The organism is Variovorax sp. UMC13 (assembly GCF_014170375.1).
Classification (GTDB): Bacteria; Pseudomonadota; Gammaproteobacteria; order Burkholderiales; family Burkholderiaceae_C; genus Variovorax.
This window is the reverse complement of the sequence record NZ_LZZW01000003.1, coordinates 433199-449002: the sequence shown is the minus strand read 5'-3', so window position 1 is coordinate 449002 and position 15804 is coordinate 433199. Positions and strand designations below refer to the sequence as shown.

The window sequence follows — 15804 nt, the reverse complement described above, 5'->3', positions numbered from 1 at the left end:
CTGCAGCAGTGGCTGCTCAATCCCAACGGCGACATCGACGGCCTGCTCCTGGCCGACGGCACGCAGGTCGCCTTTCCCCCGCACCTGTCGGCCGCCGTGCAGCGGATGCTCAAGCCCGGTGACCGGGTGCAGGTCAGCGGCTGGCGCGCACCGGAAGCGCCGGTGCTGCGCGCCGCGAGCCTGAGCGCCAACGGCCACACCGTGGCCGACCAGCCGCCGGCCCTCGCCGACCTGCCGCCGCCCCCGCCTCGTGAACGCGGCGCGCTGGCCGCGATGAGCGCGAGCGGGCGCGTGGCGCGCCTGCTCTACACCGACCGCGGCGACGTCCACGGCGTGCTGCTGGACAACGGCGGCATCGTGCGCTTCCCGCCGCATGCCGGCGCCGCGCTGGCACCGACGCTGCAGCCCGGCAGCACGGTCAGCGCCAAGGGCTGGGGCAGCCGCGGCCCGCTGGGCAGCGCGCTGGAAGCGACCGCGATCGGCGGCAGCGCCGACAGCATGCGCGAGCTGTTCGCCGGCCCCGGCGCCGAGCCGCCACGCGGTCCGCGCGCGCATCGCGAACGCGGCCCGCGGGCGCGGCCGGCGCCGCCCGTGGCCGAGCGGCCGATGCCCGTGCCGCCGGTGCCGGCGTCCTGATCGACGCGACCCTCCCACTTCTTCCCTCCCCACATTCCGAGAAAACCCGCCATGCCACATCCTTCCCATGACATCGACGTCTGGTCCGTCGAAGGCCAGTTCCAGCACCTGATCTACAGCCCCAAGGGCGCGATCGAGGGCCTGATGATCGACACCGACGGCGTGCCGACGCAGTTCGCCACCGATGCGCACGACACCGCCGCCACGGCGCTGTTCGGCAGCCTGCGCCCCGGCCAGGCGCTGGTGGTCGAAGGCACCGAAGCGCCCCCTTCGCCCAAGGGCGAGGCGGCCCACACGGTGTACCGCTTCGAACGGCTGGCCCGCATCGACGGCCAGGCCCCCGAGGCAGCCGACGCCAAGGCCGGCACGCACGGCAAGGTCGTGCGCTTCAACCACGCCAAACACGGCGAGGCCAACGGCGTGGTGCTGGACAACGGCGACTTCGTCCACACCCGGCCCGAGGGCCTGCGCGCGCTGGGCCTGCAGCTCGGCGATGCGGTGCGGGCCGAAGGGCCGGCCCGGCCGCTCGCGACCGGCGCGGGCCGGGTGATCGAGGCGCACCGCGTCAACGGCCGTCCGGTCGGACCGGCGCACTGAGCGGCGCACCGGCCATGGCCGCGCGGACCTCCCTGCTGGCGCTCGGCTGGCTGGCCTTCTTCATGGCCGACGTGCGCGACGGCCTGGGGCCCTTTCTCGCGACCTACCTGCAGCAGGCCCGGGTCCAGCAGGAGCTCATCGGCTACACCATGACCGCGGGCGGCCTGGCGGCCGTGGCCATGACGCCCTTTGCCGGCGCCTGGGTCGACCGCTCGCATGCCAAGCGCGCGATGACCGTGGCCGCCGCGCTGGCGGTGATGGCCGCCAGCGCGGCCGCCTTCTCCACCCTGTCGGGGCCGGTGCTGATCGCTTCGCAGCTTGTGACCGGCGTGGCCGGCGCGGTGCTGGCCGCCACCATGGCGGCGCTCACGCTGGGCCTGGCGAAGGCCGCGGGCTTTCGACGGCAGATCGGCCGCAACGAGGCCGCGAGCCATGCGGGCAACATGCTGTCGGCCATCGCCGCCGGCCTCGCGGCAGCGCTCCTGGGCGCGCCGTGGCTGCTCGCGGTGATGGGCGCGATGACGGTGGGCGCGCTGCTGTCGGTGTGGGCGATACGCGCCGAAGACATCGATCACGAAGCGGCACGCGGCAGCGAAACGTCCGGCGCACCGGCCATGGCGAGCCCGGATCACGCACCGCTGCGCACCCTCTTGCGCAACCGGCCGCTGCTGTTCTTCGGCCTGGCCTGCGCCTTCTTCCACCTGGGCAATGCGGCGATGCTGCCGCTGCTCAACCAACGCCTGGCCGCGACCGTGGCCGACTCGGCACCGCTGCTGTGGACCGGCATCGCGATCGTGGTGGCGCAGCTCACCATGATCCCGGTGGCGCTCTGGGTGGCGCGCAGCCGGCGCTTCGACGTCGCCTGGTTCGTCTACGGCGCCATCCTCGTGCTGCCGCTGCGCGGCGCGCTGGCCTATGCCTTCACCAGCGAGTGGAACAACATCCCGGTGCAACTGCTCGACGGCGTGGCCGCGGGCGCACTGGGCGTGGCCACGCCGCTGCTGGTCCAGCGCTTCACCCAGGGCAGCGGCCGCTTCAACACCTCGCTCGGCTTCGTCATGACGCTGCAGGGCGTGGGCGCGGCGCTGAGCCCGGCGCTGGCGAACACGGTGGTCGGCGCGGGCCAGCACTTCGCGCTGGCCTTCGCGGTGCTGGCGGCCGCTGCGCTGCTGGCCCTGCCCTTCTTCTGGCAGGCGCAACGCTGTGCCGCGCGAGGGGCCGAGGAAGCGCAGACCGTGCCCGGTGGCGCGCCCGGCCTCAGCCGACGATCGCGCGCTTGACGTCTTCCTGCAGGCTGCGCAGGTGCGCGCACATCGCGGCGCGCGCGCGGTCCGGGTCGCGGGCGCGCAGCGCGAGGATGATCTCGCCGTGCTCGTCGTGGTTCTCGCGCTGGCGGTGCAGCGGGCTGTGCAGCCGGAACAGGCGCGCGTTCACGCGCAGTTCCTCGACCAGCCGCGGCAGCACCACGTTGCCGCTGGCGGACGAGATGAGCTGGTGGAAGCGGTCGTCGAAATGCCAGTGCTCGGTCTCGTCGTGCTCGCCGGCGTCGAAGGACTTGAGGTCGGCCTCGAGCGCGTCGATCTGCGCGTCGCTGATCTTGTCGACCGCCAGCACGATGGCCTCGCCCTCGATGATCTCGCGCGCGCGCATGCAGTCGAAGTATTCCTTGGTGCCCAGCGCGCGCACCGCGTAGGAGCGCGCATCGCGGCGCACCAGCAGGCCCTCGCCGGCCAGCCGCACCAGCGCCTCGCGCATGGGCGTGCGCGAGATGCGCAGGTCTTCCGCCAGCCGAGCCTCCTGCAGCGGGCTGCCGGCCGAGATCTTGCGGTCCAGGATCAGGGTGCGCAGGCTCATGTAGGCCTGCTCGGCCAGGCTGGCGGAGCGCACCTCGAGCGGTGCGATGGTGATGGTGGCGGGCTGGGCCGGGCTGGGAAGACTTGGCATGCGAGGGAAGAGAGTTTCCACAGACGGGGCGAAAAGCTTAGCAGGCCGGCCGCTGCGGCGTGAATGGTCTCACAGCCACTTGTCGAGCGGGCTGCCGGCGTTGGGCGCGCGCGGCCGCAGGCAGGGCTGGAAGCGGCCCGAGCCGGGCTCGGCCGAGAAGACGCCGTCTTCCCACACCACACGCCCGCGCGACACCGTGATGCCGGGCCAGGCACGCAGCCGCATGCCCTCGTAGGGCGTGTAGTCGGCCGCGTGGTGCAGCATGGCGTTGGCGATCACCTTCTCCTGCCCGGCCTCGAACTGGTCCCAGACCACGAGGTCGGCGTCGCCGCCCACCGCGATGGTGCCCTTCTTCGGGTACAGGCCGTACATGCGTGCCGGGTTGGTGGCCGTGAGCTCGACGAAGCGGTGTACGTCGATGCGTCCGGCCAGCACGCCTTCGCTCATCAGCAGCGGCATGCGCGTCTCGACGCCCGGGATGCCGTTGGGGATGCGGTCGAAGGAGGCGTCGTCGCCGGCCACGCGCTTGCCGTCGGGGCCGTGGATGTTGAAGGGCGAATGGTCCGACGAGAAGATCGTGAACAGCCCGCTCGACAGCGCGTTCCAGATGAACTGCTGGTTGGCCTTGTCGCGCGGCGGCGGGCTGCAGATGCAGCGCGCGCCGTGCATCGGATCGTCGGGGTCGATGCCCAGGTCTTCCGCGCTCAGGAACAGGTACTGCGGGCAGGTCTCGGCAAAGATCGGCAGGCCGCGCCCGCGCGCCCAGTGGATCTGCTCGACGGCCTCGCGGCCCGACACGTGCACGATCAGGATCGGCGTGTCGATCAGTTCGGCCAGCGCGATCGCGCGGTGCGTGGCCTCGCGCTCCACCGCCATCGGCCGCGAGCTCGCGTGGTAGCGCGGCGCGGTCAGCCCGGCCTCGAGCAGCTGCTCGGTGAGCCAGGCGATGCAGTCGCTGTTCTCGGCATGGACCATGGTCATCGCGCCCTGCCGGCGCGCCACCGCGAGCACCTCGATGATCTGGCGGTCGTCCAGCTTCAGGTCCTCGTAGGTCATGTAGATCTTGAACGAGGTGTAGCCCTTCTCGATCATCGCCGGCAGCTCGCGCTGCGTGACGTCCTGGGTGGGGTCGGACACGATCAGGTGGAAGGCGTAGTCGATCACCGCCTTGTCGTCGGCGCGGCGGTGGTAGTCGTCGACCGCGTCCTGGATGCTGCCGCCCTTCTGCTGCGCGGCGAAGGGCAGCACGGTGGTGGTGCCGCCGCAGGCCGCCGAGCGGGTGCCGCTGAAGAAGTCGTCGGAGAAGCGCGAGCCGTCGCTGGTGGGCTGGTCGAAGTGGCAGTGGCCGTCGACGCCGCCGGGCGTCACGAGCCGGCCGGCCGCGTCGATCTCGCGCGCGGCGCTGCCTTCGAGCTGTTGCGCGATCGCGCTGATGCGCCCGTCGCGCACGCCGATGTCGGCGGTGTAGCGGTCGCCGACCGTGGCGATGTCGGCGTTGCGCAGGATCAGGTCGTAGTGCGGCATGGGCGGCCTCCGGTCAGCGCTGCTCGAGCACCACGTCGGCGGGGGTCGCCACGGGTTCGCTCGCGTTGCCGTAGGCACGGCCGTAGTGGCGCTCGATGCGGCGCTGGATGAAGTCCCACACCGTGGTCATGAGCAGGTAGTAGATCGCGGCCACCACGAACAGCTCGAGCACCATGAACTTCTCCTGGATCAGCACCTGGGTGCGGCGCAACAGCTCCTCCATCGAGATCACCGAGGTGATCGAGGTGGTCTTGAGCAGGCCGTTGATGCTGTTGCCCAGCGTCGGGATGATCAGCCGCAGGGCCTGCGGCATCACGATGTAGCGCATGCTCTGGGCGCTGCTGAAGCCGACGGCGCGCGCGGCATTGGTCTGCCCCGCCGACACCCCCTGGATGCCGCCGCGCACCACCTCGGCCAGGTAGGCCGCCTCGTTGAGGATCAGGCCCAGCAGCGCCGACTCGAGCACCGACAGCTTCACGCCCAGCTGCGGCAGCCCGGTGTAGATGATGATCAGCTGGACCAGCAGCGGCGTGCCGCGGAAGACCCAGATGTAGAAGTGCGCCGGCGCCGCGAGCCAGCGGTGGCGGGACAGCCGGGCCAGGGCCAGCGCGCAGCCCACGACCAGTCCACCCGCGATGGACGCCAGCGTCAGCCACAGCGTCGTGAGCGCACCCTCGAGGATGTACGGGTTGAAGAGATAGTCGATGAAGCCCGACCAGTTCCAGCCTTGTCCCATGGAATTTCCTTGATTGCGAAGTCAGTGAGGAGCGCGGCGCGCGCTCAGCTTGCCGGGCCCTTGACGACCACGGCACCGTCGATCGCCTTGACGCCGTACTGGTCGAACAGCTTGGCGAAGGAGCCGTCGGCCTTCATGTCGTTGAGCACCTTGGCCACCGCCAGCGACAGCTCCTTGTTCTTCGCCGCCAGCGCGACCGGCGTGGGGAACAGGCCGTGCAGCACGCGGTCGAAGTCGCCGCGCTTCTGGTACTCGGCGCCGGTGGAGTCGATCGACAGCGCGACCTCGACCTGGCCCGCGCGCAGCGACTGGAAGGCCATCGCGAAGTTCTCGAAGGTGCGGATGGTCATGCCCTTCATGCCCTTGTCGGTCAGCTGCTTGTCGAGTTCACGCGCCTTGCGTTCCTCGAAGCCGCCGATCTCCACGCCGATGCTCTTGCCCGAGAGGTCCTCGGGCTTGCTGATCTTCAGCGGGTTGCCCTTGGCGGTGCTGATGCTGATGGCCTGGTCTTCGTAGGGCAGCATCTGCATCAGCTTGGCGCGCTCGTCGGTGTAGAAGATGCCGGTGTTGATCACGTCCCAGCGGCCGGCCTGCAGGCCCGGGATCATGGCCGAGAACTCGATGCGCACGTACTCGGGCGTGAGGCACAGGCGCTTGGCGATCGCCTCGCCCAGCTCGACCCGCATGCCCTTGAGCGCGCCGGTCTGGTCGACGAACTGCATCGGCGGCAGCGTCGGGTTGACCGACATGATCAGCGTGCCCTTCTTCACCAGCGCGGCGTCGGACACCGGCGAGGTGCAGGCCTGGGCATTGGCGATCCCCGTCCCGAGAATGGAAAGAGCAGCGGCCGTGGCGAAAGCGGAGAGCAGTTTCATGGTGATGTCCTGGTGAAGGTGGAACGAGGCGAGGGGTGGGGAAAGGCGGCGCTCAGCGCGCGATGGAATCGAGCAGGCCGAGACGGTCGAGCGCCAGGCGCAGGTCGGCGGCGTCGGCCGCGGGCAGCGGCAGCCGCGGCGCGCGCGGCTGGCCCACGGGCAGGCCCATCATCGACAGGCCGTCCTTCGAGGCCGCGACATAGCGGTGGCCGCCGACCCAGCGCACGATCGGCAGCATTTCCTTGTAGAGCGCCAGCGCGGCGGGCATGTCCCGCTCGTCGGCCACGAGCTCGAACAGGCGGGCCGACATCTTCGGGATCAGGTTGGAGCAGACCGCGACCCAGCCCTGCGCGCCGAGCCAGAAGGACTCGTAGCCCAGGATGCCCGCGAACACCGTCATGCGGTCGCCGCAGAGCTCGATGATGTCGCGCACCCGCGTGACCTCCAGCGTGGACTCCTTGATGTAGAGGCAGTTGTCGATGTGCGAGAGGCGCGCGACCAGCTCGGGCCTGAGGTCGACGTTGGCCGTGGCCGGGTTGTTGTAGACCATGATCGGCACGTTGATCGCCTCGCCCACCTTGCGGTAGTGGGCGAACAGCTCGTCGTCGGTGGGCGAGCTGTAGAAGGGCGGAATGATCATCACGCCGTCGGCGCCCATGCTTTCGGCCTCGCGGCTCAGCCGCACGCACTCGTCGGTCCACTCCGCGCCGGTGCCGATCAGGACGGGCACGCGTTTTGCTGCAGTCTGCACACAGGTCTCGATCACCAGTTGCCGCTCTTCGGGCGTCAGCGAGAGGAACTCACCGGTGCTGCCCAGGGGGATCAGCCCGTGGATGCCCTCCTCGATCTGCCAGTTCACCAGCTTCTTGAGCGCCGGCACGTCCACGTGCTTTCCGTCGGCGGTCATCGGGGTGATCAGCACCGTATAGGTGCCACGGAACGCTGTCATGGGTCGGTCCTCGGTAAAAAATCGGGTGACGAAGTATTTGTATACGGCTAGTATACGTATACGTTCAATCGCATCAAGCGGTTTTTTGCTTCGAACCTGTCCATGAGCGCACGCCTCACCCATTCCTCCATCGCCGCCGCCGGCCGGCCGATCCGCTTCTGGTACGACGGCCAGCCCGTCGACGGCCTCGAGGGCGAGACCGTGGCGGCCGCGCTCGCGGCCAGCCACCTCCGCCAGTTGCGCCACACGCGCGACGGCGAGCGCCGCGGCCTCTACTGCGGCATGGGCGCCTGCTTCGACTGCCTGGTCACGGTCGACGGCGTGGCCAGCCAGCGCGCCTGCCTGACCAAGGTGGCGGACGGCCAGCAGGTCCGCTCGGCCATGCCCGCCGGCACGCCGGACGATCCGCTGCAGCCGCTGGCCCCGGCCGCCGCCGAGCGGCCGGCCGAACGCGAGGTCGACGTGCTGGTGGTGGGCGCCGGGCCGGCCGGCCTGTCGGCCGCGCTGGCCGCGCGCCAGGCCGGCGCCGAGGTGCTGGTGCTCGACGAGCGGCTGCAGTCGGGCGGCCAGTTCTACAAGCCGCTGGCGCCCTCGCAGCAGGCGCCCCGCCCCGCCGACCGCCAGTTCGCCGACGGCCTGGCGCTCGAACGTGAAGTGCGGGCCGCCGGCGTGACGGTGGCGCAGGGCGCGCAGGTCTGGGCCGCGTTCTCCGCGCATGGAGTGAGCGCCCTGATCGACGGCCGGGCCACCAACATCCGCTGCCGCCAGCTGGTGATCGCGCCCGGCGCCTACGAGCGGCCGGTGCCCTTCCCCGGCTGGACCCTGCCCGGCGTGATGACCACCGGCGCGGCCCAGACGCTGGCGCGCGCCTACCGCGTGGCGCCGGGCCGGCGCGTGGTGGTCGCGGGCAATGGCCCGCTCAACCTGCAGCTGGCGGCCGAGCTGCTGGCCGGCGGTGCGCAGGTGCTCGCGGTGCTCGAATCGGCGGCTCGCCCATCCACGCGCGACTGGCGGCAGCTGCTGACCACCGCGCGCACCGCGCCCGACCTGGTGCGCCAGGGCTGGGCCTACCTGCGGCAGTTGCGCGCGCACAAGGTGCCGGTGCTGTGGCGCCATGCGGTGGTGGCGGCCGAAGGCGACGGCGAACTGCAGGCGGTGCAGGTTGTGGCGCTCGACGCGCAGGGCCGGCCCACCGACGCGCCGCCAATCCGCTTCGAAGCCGACACGCTGTGCCTGGGCTACGGCTTCATTCCCTCGACCGAACTGGCGCGCATGCTGGGCTGCGCGCACCACGTGGTCGATCGCCACCTGGGCTACCTCGCGACCGTGACCGCCGAGAACGGCGCCACCAGCCTGCCCGACGTGTTCGTGGTCGGCGACGGCGCCGACATGGGCGGCTCGCGCGTGGCGCTGGCCCGCGGCACGCTGGCCGGCCGGGCCGCGGCGCGCAAGCTCGGCCTGTCGTCGCCCCCCGCGGTCGCGCCCGCGAAGACCCGCGCGCGGCTGCGCCAGGCCGAATGCTTCCAGCAGGCGCTCTGGTCGCTCTACGACGCGCCTCCCGTGGCGCTGGCCGCGGTCAGCGACGACACGCTGCTGTGCCGCTGCGAGGAGATCACTTTCGGCTCGGTGCGCGAGCAGATCCGCGCGGGCCGCGACACGCTGGCCGCCCTCAAGCGCAACACCCGGCTGGGCATGGGCCGCTGCCAGGGCCGCTACTGCGCGGTCACGGCGGCGCGGCTGGTCAGCGAGATGACGGGCCGGCCGCTCGAGGTCGAGCAGTACTTCGCGCCGCGCCCGCCGGCCAAGCCGGTGCCGGCCGGCGCGCTGGGCTTCGAGAAGCCCGAATGGGGCGGCCACAAGCCGGCGATCACGCCCAACCTCGCGCGTCCGGTGGAACATGCGCCCTTCGACACCTTGCGCACCGACGTGCTGGTGATCGGCGCCGGCGTGCTGGGCTCCTGCCTCGGCCACTACCTGTCGAAGGCCGGCCAAGACGTGACGGTGGTGGACCGCGACGACCTCAACCTCCAGGCCTCGGGCGCCAACGCGGGCAGCCTGCATGTGCAGCTGCTGTCCTTCGATTTCGGCGCCAAGGCGCAGGAAGGCGGCGGCCCGGCCGCGGCCACGCTGCCGCTGGGCCCGATGTCGGTGCGGCTGTGGCAGGAGATCGAGGCCGAGAGCGGCGAGGACCTGGAGATCAAGATCACCGGCGGCCTGATGGTGGCCGATTCCGAAGCCGGCATGCGCTTCATCGAGGCCAAGGCCGCGCTGGAACGCAGCCACGGCATCGACGCGCAGGTGATCGACGCCGCCACGCTGCGCCGGCTGTCGCCGGCCCTGTCGCCGCAGCTGCTGGGCGCCGAACTGTGCCCGATGGAAGGCAAGATCAATCCGCTGCGCGCGACCTACGCCGTGGCCGCGCTCGCGCGGCAGCAGGGCGCGCGCTTCCTGCGCGGCTGCGACGTGCAGGACATCGAGCGCCGCCCCGGCGACGGCGCCGGCTTCGTGGTCCACACCTCGCGCGGCGTGATCCACGCGGGCCGGGTGGTCAACGCCAGCGGCGCCTGGTCGAGCAAGGTGGGCGACATGCTCGGCGTGCCGATCCCGGTCAAGGGCGCGCCGCTGCAGATGATCGTGACCGAGCCCGCGCCGCCGCTGGTCAACCACCTGGTGGCGCACGCCGACCGGCACCTGAGCCTCAAGCAGGCGGCCACCGGCGGCCTGATCATCGGCGGCGGCTGGACCGCGGCCTTCCACGAAGGCATGCGGCTCAACCGCGCCGAGCGTTCGAGCATCGAGGGCGGCCTGTGGGTCGCGCGCCAGGTGCTGCCGGCGGTGAGCGGCCTGCACATGGTGCGCTGCTGGGCCGGCATGAACGTCAACATCGACGGCGCGCCGATCCTGGGCGACGTGCCCGGCGTGCCCGGCTTCTACAACGCTGTCACCTCCAACGGCTACACGCTGGCGCCGATCGCCGCGCGCCTGGTCACCGACCTGATCGTGCATGGCCGCACCGACATCGACATCACGCCTTTCCGCATCGACCGCTTTCTCTGACGGAGCCCCATGACCGAATCCTCGCCCGCGCGCGACCTGCTGCGCCAATTCATCGACACGCACTTCGAAGACCAGGTCCGGACCCTGGCGCGCCTGGTGCAATGCCCCTCCGACAACCCGCCCGGCGACTGCGCGCCGCATGCCGAGCTCTCGGCCCGCCTGCTCGAGGACATGGACCTGGTGGTGGAGCGCCATGCGGTACCGCCCGCCTTCGCGCAGCAGCACGGCATGCGCAGCGTGACCAACCTGATCGTGCGCGAGCGCTTCGGCGAGGGCCCGGTGATCGCGCTCAACGCGCATGGCGACGTGGTGCCGCCGGGCTCGGGCTGGAGCCGCTCGCCCTACAGTGGCGAGGTGCGCGAGGGCTGGCTCTACGGGCGCGGCGCCGCGGTCTCGAAGTCGGACTTCACGACCTATGCCTTCGCGCTGCGCGCCCTGAAGGAGCTGCGCGCCGCCGGCACGCCGCTGGCCGGCACGGTCGAGCTGCACTTCACCTACGACGAGGAGACCGGCGGCATGACCGGCCCCGGTTGGATTCTTTCGCAGGGCCTGAGCCGGCCCGACTACGTGATCTCGGCCGCCTTCTCGCACCATGTGGTGGTGGCGCACAACGGCTGCCTGCACCTCGAAGTGACGCTGCGCGGCACCTCCGCGCATGCGGCGCGGCCCGACACCGGCGCCGACGCGATCGAGGCCGCCGCCACCCTGCTGCCCGCGCTCTACCGCCACCGCGACCAGCTCGTGCACCGGCCTTCCCGGACGCCGGGCATCACGCATCCGACGATGGTCGTCGGCCTGATCGAAGGCGGCATCAACACCAACGTGGTGGCCGACATGCTGAGCCTGCGCATCGACCGCCGCATCGTGCCGGAGGAGGTGCCCGAGGCGGTCGAGGCCGAGCTGCGCCAGGTCGTCGAGGAGGCCTGCGCCGCGCTGCCGGGCATCACAGTCGAGATCCGCCAGATCCTGCTGGCCCGCCCCTTCGCGCCCGCGCCCGGCGCGGCCGAATTCGCCGAACTCATGTGCCGCGAAGCCAGCGCGGTCATGGGCAAGCCGGTGACGCCCATCGGCGTGCCGCTCTACACCGACGCGCGGCTCTACAGCGAAGCCGGCATCCCGACCGTGATGTATGGCGCCGGCCCCGAATCGCTGCTCGAAGCCAACGGCCACCGCGCCGACGAACGCGTGCCGCTCGACGAACTGCGCAAGGCGACCGTGGTGGTCGCCAACACGCTCCTGCAACTCCTGACCTCGCCCGCAAAGGACCACCCATGATCGACATCCAGCAAGTGAGCAAGTGGTACGGCGCCTTCCAGGTGCTGACCGATTGCACGACCCAGGTCCGCAAGGGCGAGGTGGTGGTGGTCTGCGGCCCCTCGGGTTCGGGCAAGTCCACGCTGATCAAGTGCGTGAACGCGCTCGAGCCCTTCCAGCAGGGCCGGATCACGGTCGACGGCGTGGCGGTGGGCGACCCCAAGATCGACATCAACCGGCTGCGCTCGCGCGTGGGCATGGTGTTCCAGCACTTCGAGCTCTTCCCTCACCTCTCGATCGAGCAGAACCTGTCGATCGCGCAGGTCAAGGTGCTCAAGCGCTCGTCGAGCGAGGCGCGCACGCGCTCCATGGCGCTGCTCGAGCGCGTGGGCATGCAGGCCCATTCGCACAAGTTCCCCTCGCAGCTCTCGGGCGGCCAGCAGCAGCGCGTGGCCATCGCGCGCGCGCTGGCGATGGACCCGATCGCGATGCTGTTCGACGAACCCACCTCGGCGCTCGACCCCGAGATGGTCAACGAGGTGCTCGACGTGATGGTGCAGCTGGCGCGCGAAGGCATGACCATGATGTGCGTCACGCACGAGATGGGCTTCGCGCGCAAGGTGGCGCACCGCGTGATCTTCATGGACCGCGGCAGCATCGTCGAGGACTGTGCCAAGGAGGAGTTCTTCGGCAACGTCGAGGCGCGCTCCGACCGCGCCCAGCAGTTCCTCTCGAAGATCCTGCAGCACTGAACCTGGCTGCTAACCCTCCAGCCCGTGCCGCTGGTGCCACTCCGCCAGCGACTCGGAGGGAAAGCGCGCGAAGTGCCTGTGGCCCCGCCCCTTGGGCACATCCTCCCAGTTGGCGGCAAAGTCCAGCGCCGCCTCCACCACCTCGGGCGGCTTGGGCAAGGGCGTGTCGATGGCCGAGGCCTGCGGATGGATCAGCTCGGGCCAGCGCGGGTCCCACAGCCACAGCGCGCTGCCGCACTTGAGGCAGAAGCGGCGCTCGGCCTTGGAGCGGGTGGCGCGCTTGCCCTCCTCCCGCATCACGGCGTGGTAGGTGCCCAGGTGCTTCGCACCCTTGACCTTCAGCGTGCGGGCGTCGCCGCCCAGGTTGATCGCGTAGCCACCGCCGCCGGCCGTCTTGCGGCAGATCGAGCAATGGCAGTGCATGAATGGCACCGGGCTGTCGGCTTCGAGCGAGAAGCGGACGGCACGGCAGTGGCAGGAGCCTTCGAGGTGCATGGGTTTCCTCTCAAGAACGGATCGGACGATCCGCTTCGCCCCACTCTACACAGCGCGCCTCAGCACCTGCCCGGCCCGCGCACCGGTCGAGGCGCCCGCGCGCCAGGTCGGCACGCCGTTGACGATCACCGCCTCGATGCCCTCGGCCGCCTGCTCGGGCTCGGCGTAGGTGGCGGTGTCGCGCACGGTGGCCGCGTCGAAGACCACGATGTCGGCCTGCTGCCCCACGGCCAATGTGCCGCGACCCTGCAGGCCGAAGTTGCGCGCCGTGAGCCCGGTCATCTTCCAGACCGCGGTCTCGAGCGGGAACAGGCCGAGGTCGCGGCTGTAGCGGCCCAGCACGCGCGGGAAGGTGCCCCACAGCCGCGGGTGCGGGCTCGGGCCGGTGGGCAGGCCATCGGAGCCGATCATGGTGTCGTCGAAGGCCAGCACGCGCTGCACGTCGTGCTCGTCCATCAGGAAGGTGATCGCGCTGCCGGGCTGCAGGCGGCGCGCGGCCTCTTCACGCGCCACGCCCCAGTCGCGCGCGATGTCGTCGAGGTCGCGGCCCGCGCACTCGGGGTGCGGCGTGCTGGAGGCGATCAGCACCCGGCCGTCGAGCATGCCGCGGTCGGTGCGGATCATGGTGGAGCCGGCGTCGTAGGGGTAGCAGTCGAGCGCCACGCACTGGTGCTGCATGGCCTCGCGGATGCGCGGCAGCGTCTGCGCGGTGCGCCCGAAGTTGGCGCGCCCCTGCACCTTGTGGTGCGAGATCACCACCGGCACGCCCAGCGCCTGGCCGATGGCGAAGGTTTCCTCGAGCGCGTCCATCACCTGGTTCGATTCATCGCGCATGTGGGTCGCGAAGCGCGCGCCATGCGCAGCCAGGTCGCGGCCGACGGCGATGATCTCCTCGGCCGAGGCATGGGCCGCGGGCGGGTAGAAGGTGCCGGCCGACAGGCCCAGCGCACCGGCCTCGAGGGCTTCGCGCAGCAGGTCGCGCATGGCCTCGATCTCCTGCACGTCGGCGCCGCGCTGCAGGTCGCGCATGGCCCAGACGCGCAGGTTGGTGTGGCCCACGAAGGCCGCGACGTTGAGCGCGGCCGGGCGGTCGCGCAGCGCCTGCAGGTAGTCACCGAAGCGCGCGAAACGCGCGCCGTCGGCATCGTCCATCAGGCCCATGGGCATCGGCAGCACATCGCCCGTGCGCAGCGGCGCGGCGCTCATGCCGCAGTTGCCGGTGATCACCGTGGTCACGCCCTGCGAGACCTTGAAGCGCATCTCCGGCTGCAGCAGCAGCGCCTGGTCGTCGTGCGTGTGGGCATCGATGAAGCCCGGTGCGACGATGCGGCCGGTGGCGTCGATCCGTTGCGCGGCCCGGGCCTGCGACAGGTCGCCGATGGCGGCGATGCGCCCGTCGCGCACGCCGAGGTCGGCACGGAAACGCGGCGCGCGCGTGCCGTCGATCACGGTGCCGCCGCACAGCAGCAGGTCGAAGGAATCGTTCTCGGTGGGGTTCATCTCGGTTCCGGTGTTCAGCGCCGGCGGCGCACCACGGCCAGCATCAGCAGGCCCGACAGCACATAGAGCGCCAGCACGAAGTAGATGGCCGGCACCGGGTTGCCGGCGCGGGCGTTGATCATGCCGATGACCGGCGGGCTCACCGCGCCGCCCAGGATCGCGAGGCTGTTGATGAAGGCGATGCCGGTGGCGGCCACGGGCCGGGCCAGGTACTCGGTGACGACCGTGATGAACAGCGGCGTGGCGGCCGCGAGGCCGATCACCGCGATGCACAGGCCCAGCATCGACAGCGCCAGGTGGTTCTGCGACTGGATGGTGATCCAGAGCCCGAAGGCCGCGAGGAAGCTCGAGGCCGCATAGTGCCACCGCCGCTCGCCACGGCGGTCGGAGCTGCGGCCGATGAGGACCATGCCGACCACGCCCAGCACCTGCGGCACGGCCGCATAGAGGCCGATCTGCACCAGGTCGGTCACGCCCCAGCCCTTGATCAGCGTGGGCATCCAGAACACCAGCGCGTAGTTGGCGCCGATGAGCAGGAAATCGACCAGCGCCAACGCGTAGACGCGCGGGTCCTTCAGCAGCGCGCGCATGCTGCCGTGGCCGGCCGATGCCACCGCGGGGTCGGCCGCGAGCTGCCGGCGCAGCAGCGCCTTCTCTTCGGCCGACAGCCAGGGCGCCTGCTCGGGGCTGTCGTGCAGGCAGAACCAGACCACCACGCCCAGCACCGAGGCCGGCAGGCCCTGCAGCAGGAACAGCCACTGCCAGCCCGTCCAGCCGTGGAAGCCGTCGAAGTGCTTCATGATGAAGCCCGACATCGGGCCGGCGAGCACGCCCGCGGCCACGGCCGCCGCCATGAAGATCGCCACCACCTGGCCGCGCCGCGCCGAGGGGTACCACTGCGTGAGGTAGTAGACGACGCCGGGCAGGAAGCCGGCCTCGAACACGCCCAGCAGGAAACGCAGGGTGTAGAACTGCGTGGGCGTCTGCACGAACATCATGCCGGCCGCGACCAGCCCCCAGCAGAACATGATGCGCAGCAGCGTGGCACGCGCACCGATGCGCTTGAGCAGCATGCTGCTGGGCACCTCGAACAGGAAGTAGCCGATGAAGAAGATGCCGGCACCCAGGCCGTAGACCTCGTCGCCGAAGGGCAGCGTCTGCTTCATCTGCAGCTGCGCGTAGCCCAGGTTCACGCGGTCGATGTAGGCCACCATGTAGCAGACCATCAACAGCGGAAGCATGCGCCAGTCGAGACGCCGGAACAGGCGCCGCGACGCGTCGGGGTCGGCCGCGTCGGGCAGCGGCGGGGACAGGGTCTGGAGCGGGTGGGTGGTGTTCATGCGGGGTGCGGTGAAGCGGCGTGAGGGGTGGCGAAATTGTCGGTGCCGCCCTTCGCCGCCGCAATTTCGCGACCGCCGAAAGATGGCGCGAATCGGCGCGATGCGCGCGCCATCTTGCGCCATCCAGGCCCTGCTACGCTCCCGT

The 15804-nt window shown here is 71.0% G+C and carries 14 protein-coding genes; 6 read left to right on the top strand and 8 right to left on the bottom strand.

Translation table 11 applies throughout. From position 1 onward, the window contains the following. From A9977_RS02850 to A9977_RS02840, 3 genes are all read left to right on the top strand, one after another. The coding region (locus A9977_RS02850; protein ID WP_183023342.1) for a hypothetical protein at positions 1-636 on the top strand (636 nt) is incomplete at its 5' end. Between the two features lie 51 nt (positions 637-687). Next, the gene (locus tag A9977_RS02845) at positions 688-1233 is read left to right on the top strand and encodes a hypothetical protein (protein WP_183023341.1); all 546 of its coding nucleotides are present in this window, start codon (positions 688-690) and stop codon (positions 1231-1233) included. A gap of 14 nt (positions 1234-1247) precedes the next feature. Continuing rightward, a complete protein-coding gene (locus tag A9977_RS02840) occupies positions 1248-2513 on the top strand; it encodes an MFS transporter (RefSeq protein WP_183023340.1) in 1266 nt (421 codons plus the stop codon). Here the strand turns inward: A9977_RS02840 and A9977_RS02835 are convergent. From A9977_RS02835 to A9977_RS02815, 5 genes are all read right to left on the bottom strand, one after another. Continuing rightward, positions 2491-3177: a GntR family transcriptional regulator gene (locus A9977_RS02835; protein WP_183023339.1), complete on the bottom strand. Its 687-nt coding sequence runs from the start codon at positions 3175-3177 to the stop codon at positions 2491-2493. The genes A9977_RS02840 and A9977_RS02835 overlap by 23 nt on opposite strands. A 69-nt stretch (positions 3178-3246) precedes the next feature. Continuing rightward, the gene (gene hydA, locus A9977_RS02830) at positions 3247-4701 is read right to left on the bottom strand and encodes a dihydropyrimidinase (protein ID WP_183023338.1); all 1455 of its coding nucleotides are present in this window, start codon (positions 4699-4701) and stop codon (positions 3247-3249) included. Between the two features lie 13 nt (positions 4702-4714). Beyond that, positions 4715-5437: an amino acid ABC transporter permease gene (locus A9977_RS02825; protein ID WP_183023337.1), complete on the bottom strand. Its 723-nt coding sequence runs from the start codon at positions 5435-5437 to the stop codon at positions 4715-4717. A 44-nt stretch (positions 5438-5481) separates the two neighbouring features. Next, complete coding sequence (locus A9977_RS02820; RefSeq protein ID WP_183023336.1) at positions 5482-6312, bottom strand: ABC transporter substrate-binding protein; 831 nt, start codon at positions 6310-6312, stop codon at positions 5482-5484. Between the two features lie 52 nt (positions 6313-6364). Beyond that, a complete protein-coding gene (locus tag A9977_RS02815) occupies positions 6365-7261 on the bottom strand; it encodes a dihydrodipicolinate synthase family protein (protein ID WP_183023335.1) in 897 nt (298 codons plus the stop codon). A gap of 102 nt (positions 7262-7363) precedes the next feature. Between A9977_RS02815 and A9977_RS02810 the strand changes: the two genes are divergently transcribed. Genes A9977_RS02810 through A9977_RS02800 form a run of 3 tightly spaced genes read left to right on the top strand, consistent with a single transcriptional unit; the run spans position 7364 to position 12324 of the window. Further along, complete coding sequence (locus A9977_RS02810; RefSeq protein ID WP_183023334.1) at positions 7364-10318, top strand: FAD-dependent oxidoreductase; 2955 nt, start codon at positions 7364-7366, stop codon at positions 10316-10318. A gap of 9 nt (positions 10319-10327) precedes the next feature. Next, the gene (locus A9977_RS02805) at positions 10328-11593 is read left to right on the top strand and encodes a M20/M25/M40 family metallo-hydrolase (RefSeq protein ID WP_183023333.1); all 1266 of its coding nucleotides are present in this window, start codon (positions 10328-10330) and stop codon (positions 11591-11593) included. Further along, entirely contained in the window at positions 11590-12324 is a 735-nt protein-coding gene (locus tag A9977_RS02800) for an amino acid ABC transporter ATP-binding protein (protein ID WP_183023332.1), read from the top strand. Before A9977_RS02805 ends, A9977_RS02800 begins: the two co-directional genes overlap by 4 nt. A gap of 9 nt (positions 12325-12333) precedes the next feature. Here A9977_RS02800 and A9977_RS02795 read toward each other — a convergent pair whose 3' ends face one another. Genes A9977_RS02795 through A9977_RS02785 form a run of 3 tightly spaced genes read right to left on the bottom strand, consistent with a single transcriptional unit; the run spans position 12334 to position 15659 of the window. Further along, entirely contained in the window at positions 12334-12819 is a 486-nt protein-coding gene (locus tag A9977_RS02795; protein ID WP_183023331.1) for a GFA family protein, read from the bottom strand. Between the two features lie 45 nt (positions 12820-12864). Further along, positions 12865-14319: an amidohydrolase family protein gene (locus tag A9977_RS02790; protein WP_183023330.1), complete on the bottom strand. Its 1455-nt coding sequence runs from the start codon at positions 14317-14319 to the stop codon at positions 12865-12867. A 14-nt stretch (positions 14320-14333) separates the two neighbouring features. Beyond that, complete coding sequence (locus tag A9977_RS02785; RefSeq protein WP_183023329.1) at positions 14334-15659, bottom strand: MFS transporter; 1326 nt, start codon at positions 15657-15659, stop codon at positions 14334-14336. Positions 15660-15804 lie beyond the last annotated feature (145 nt).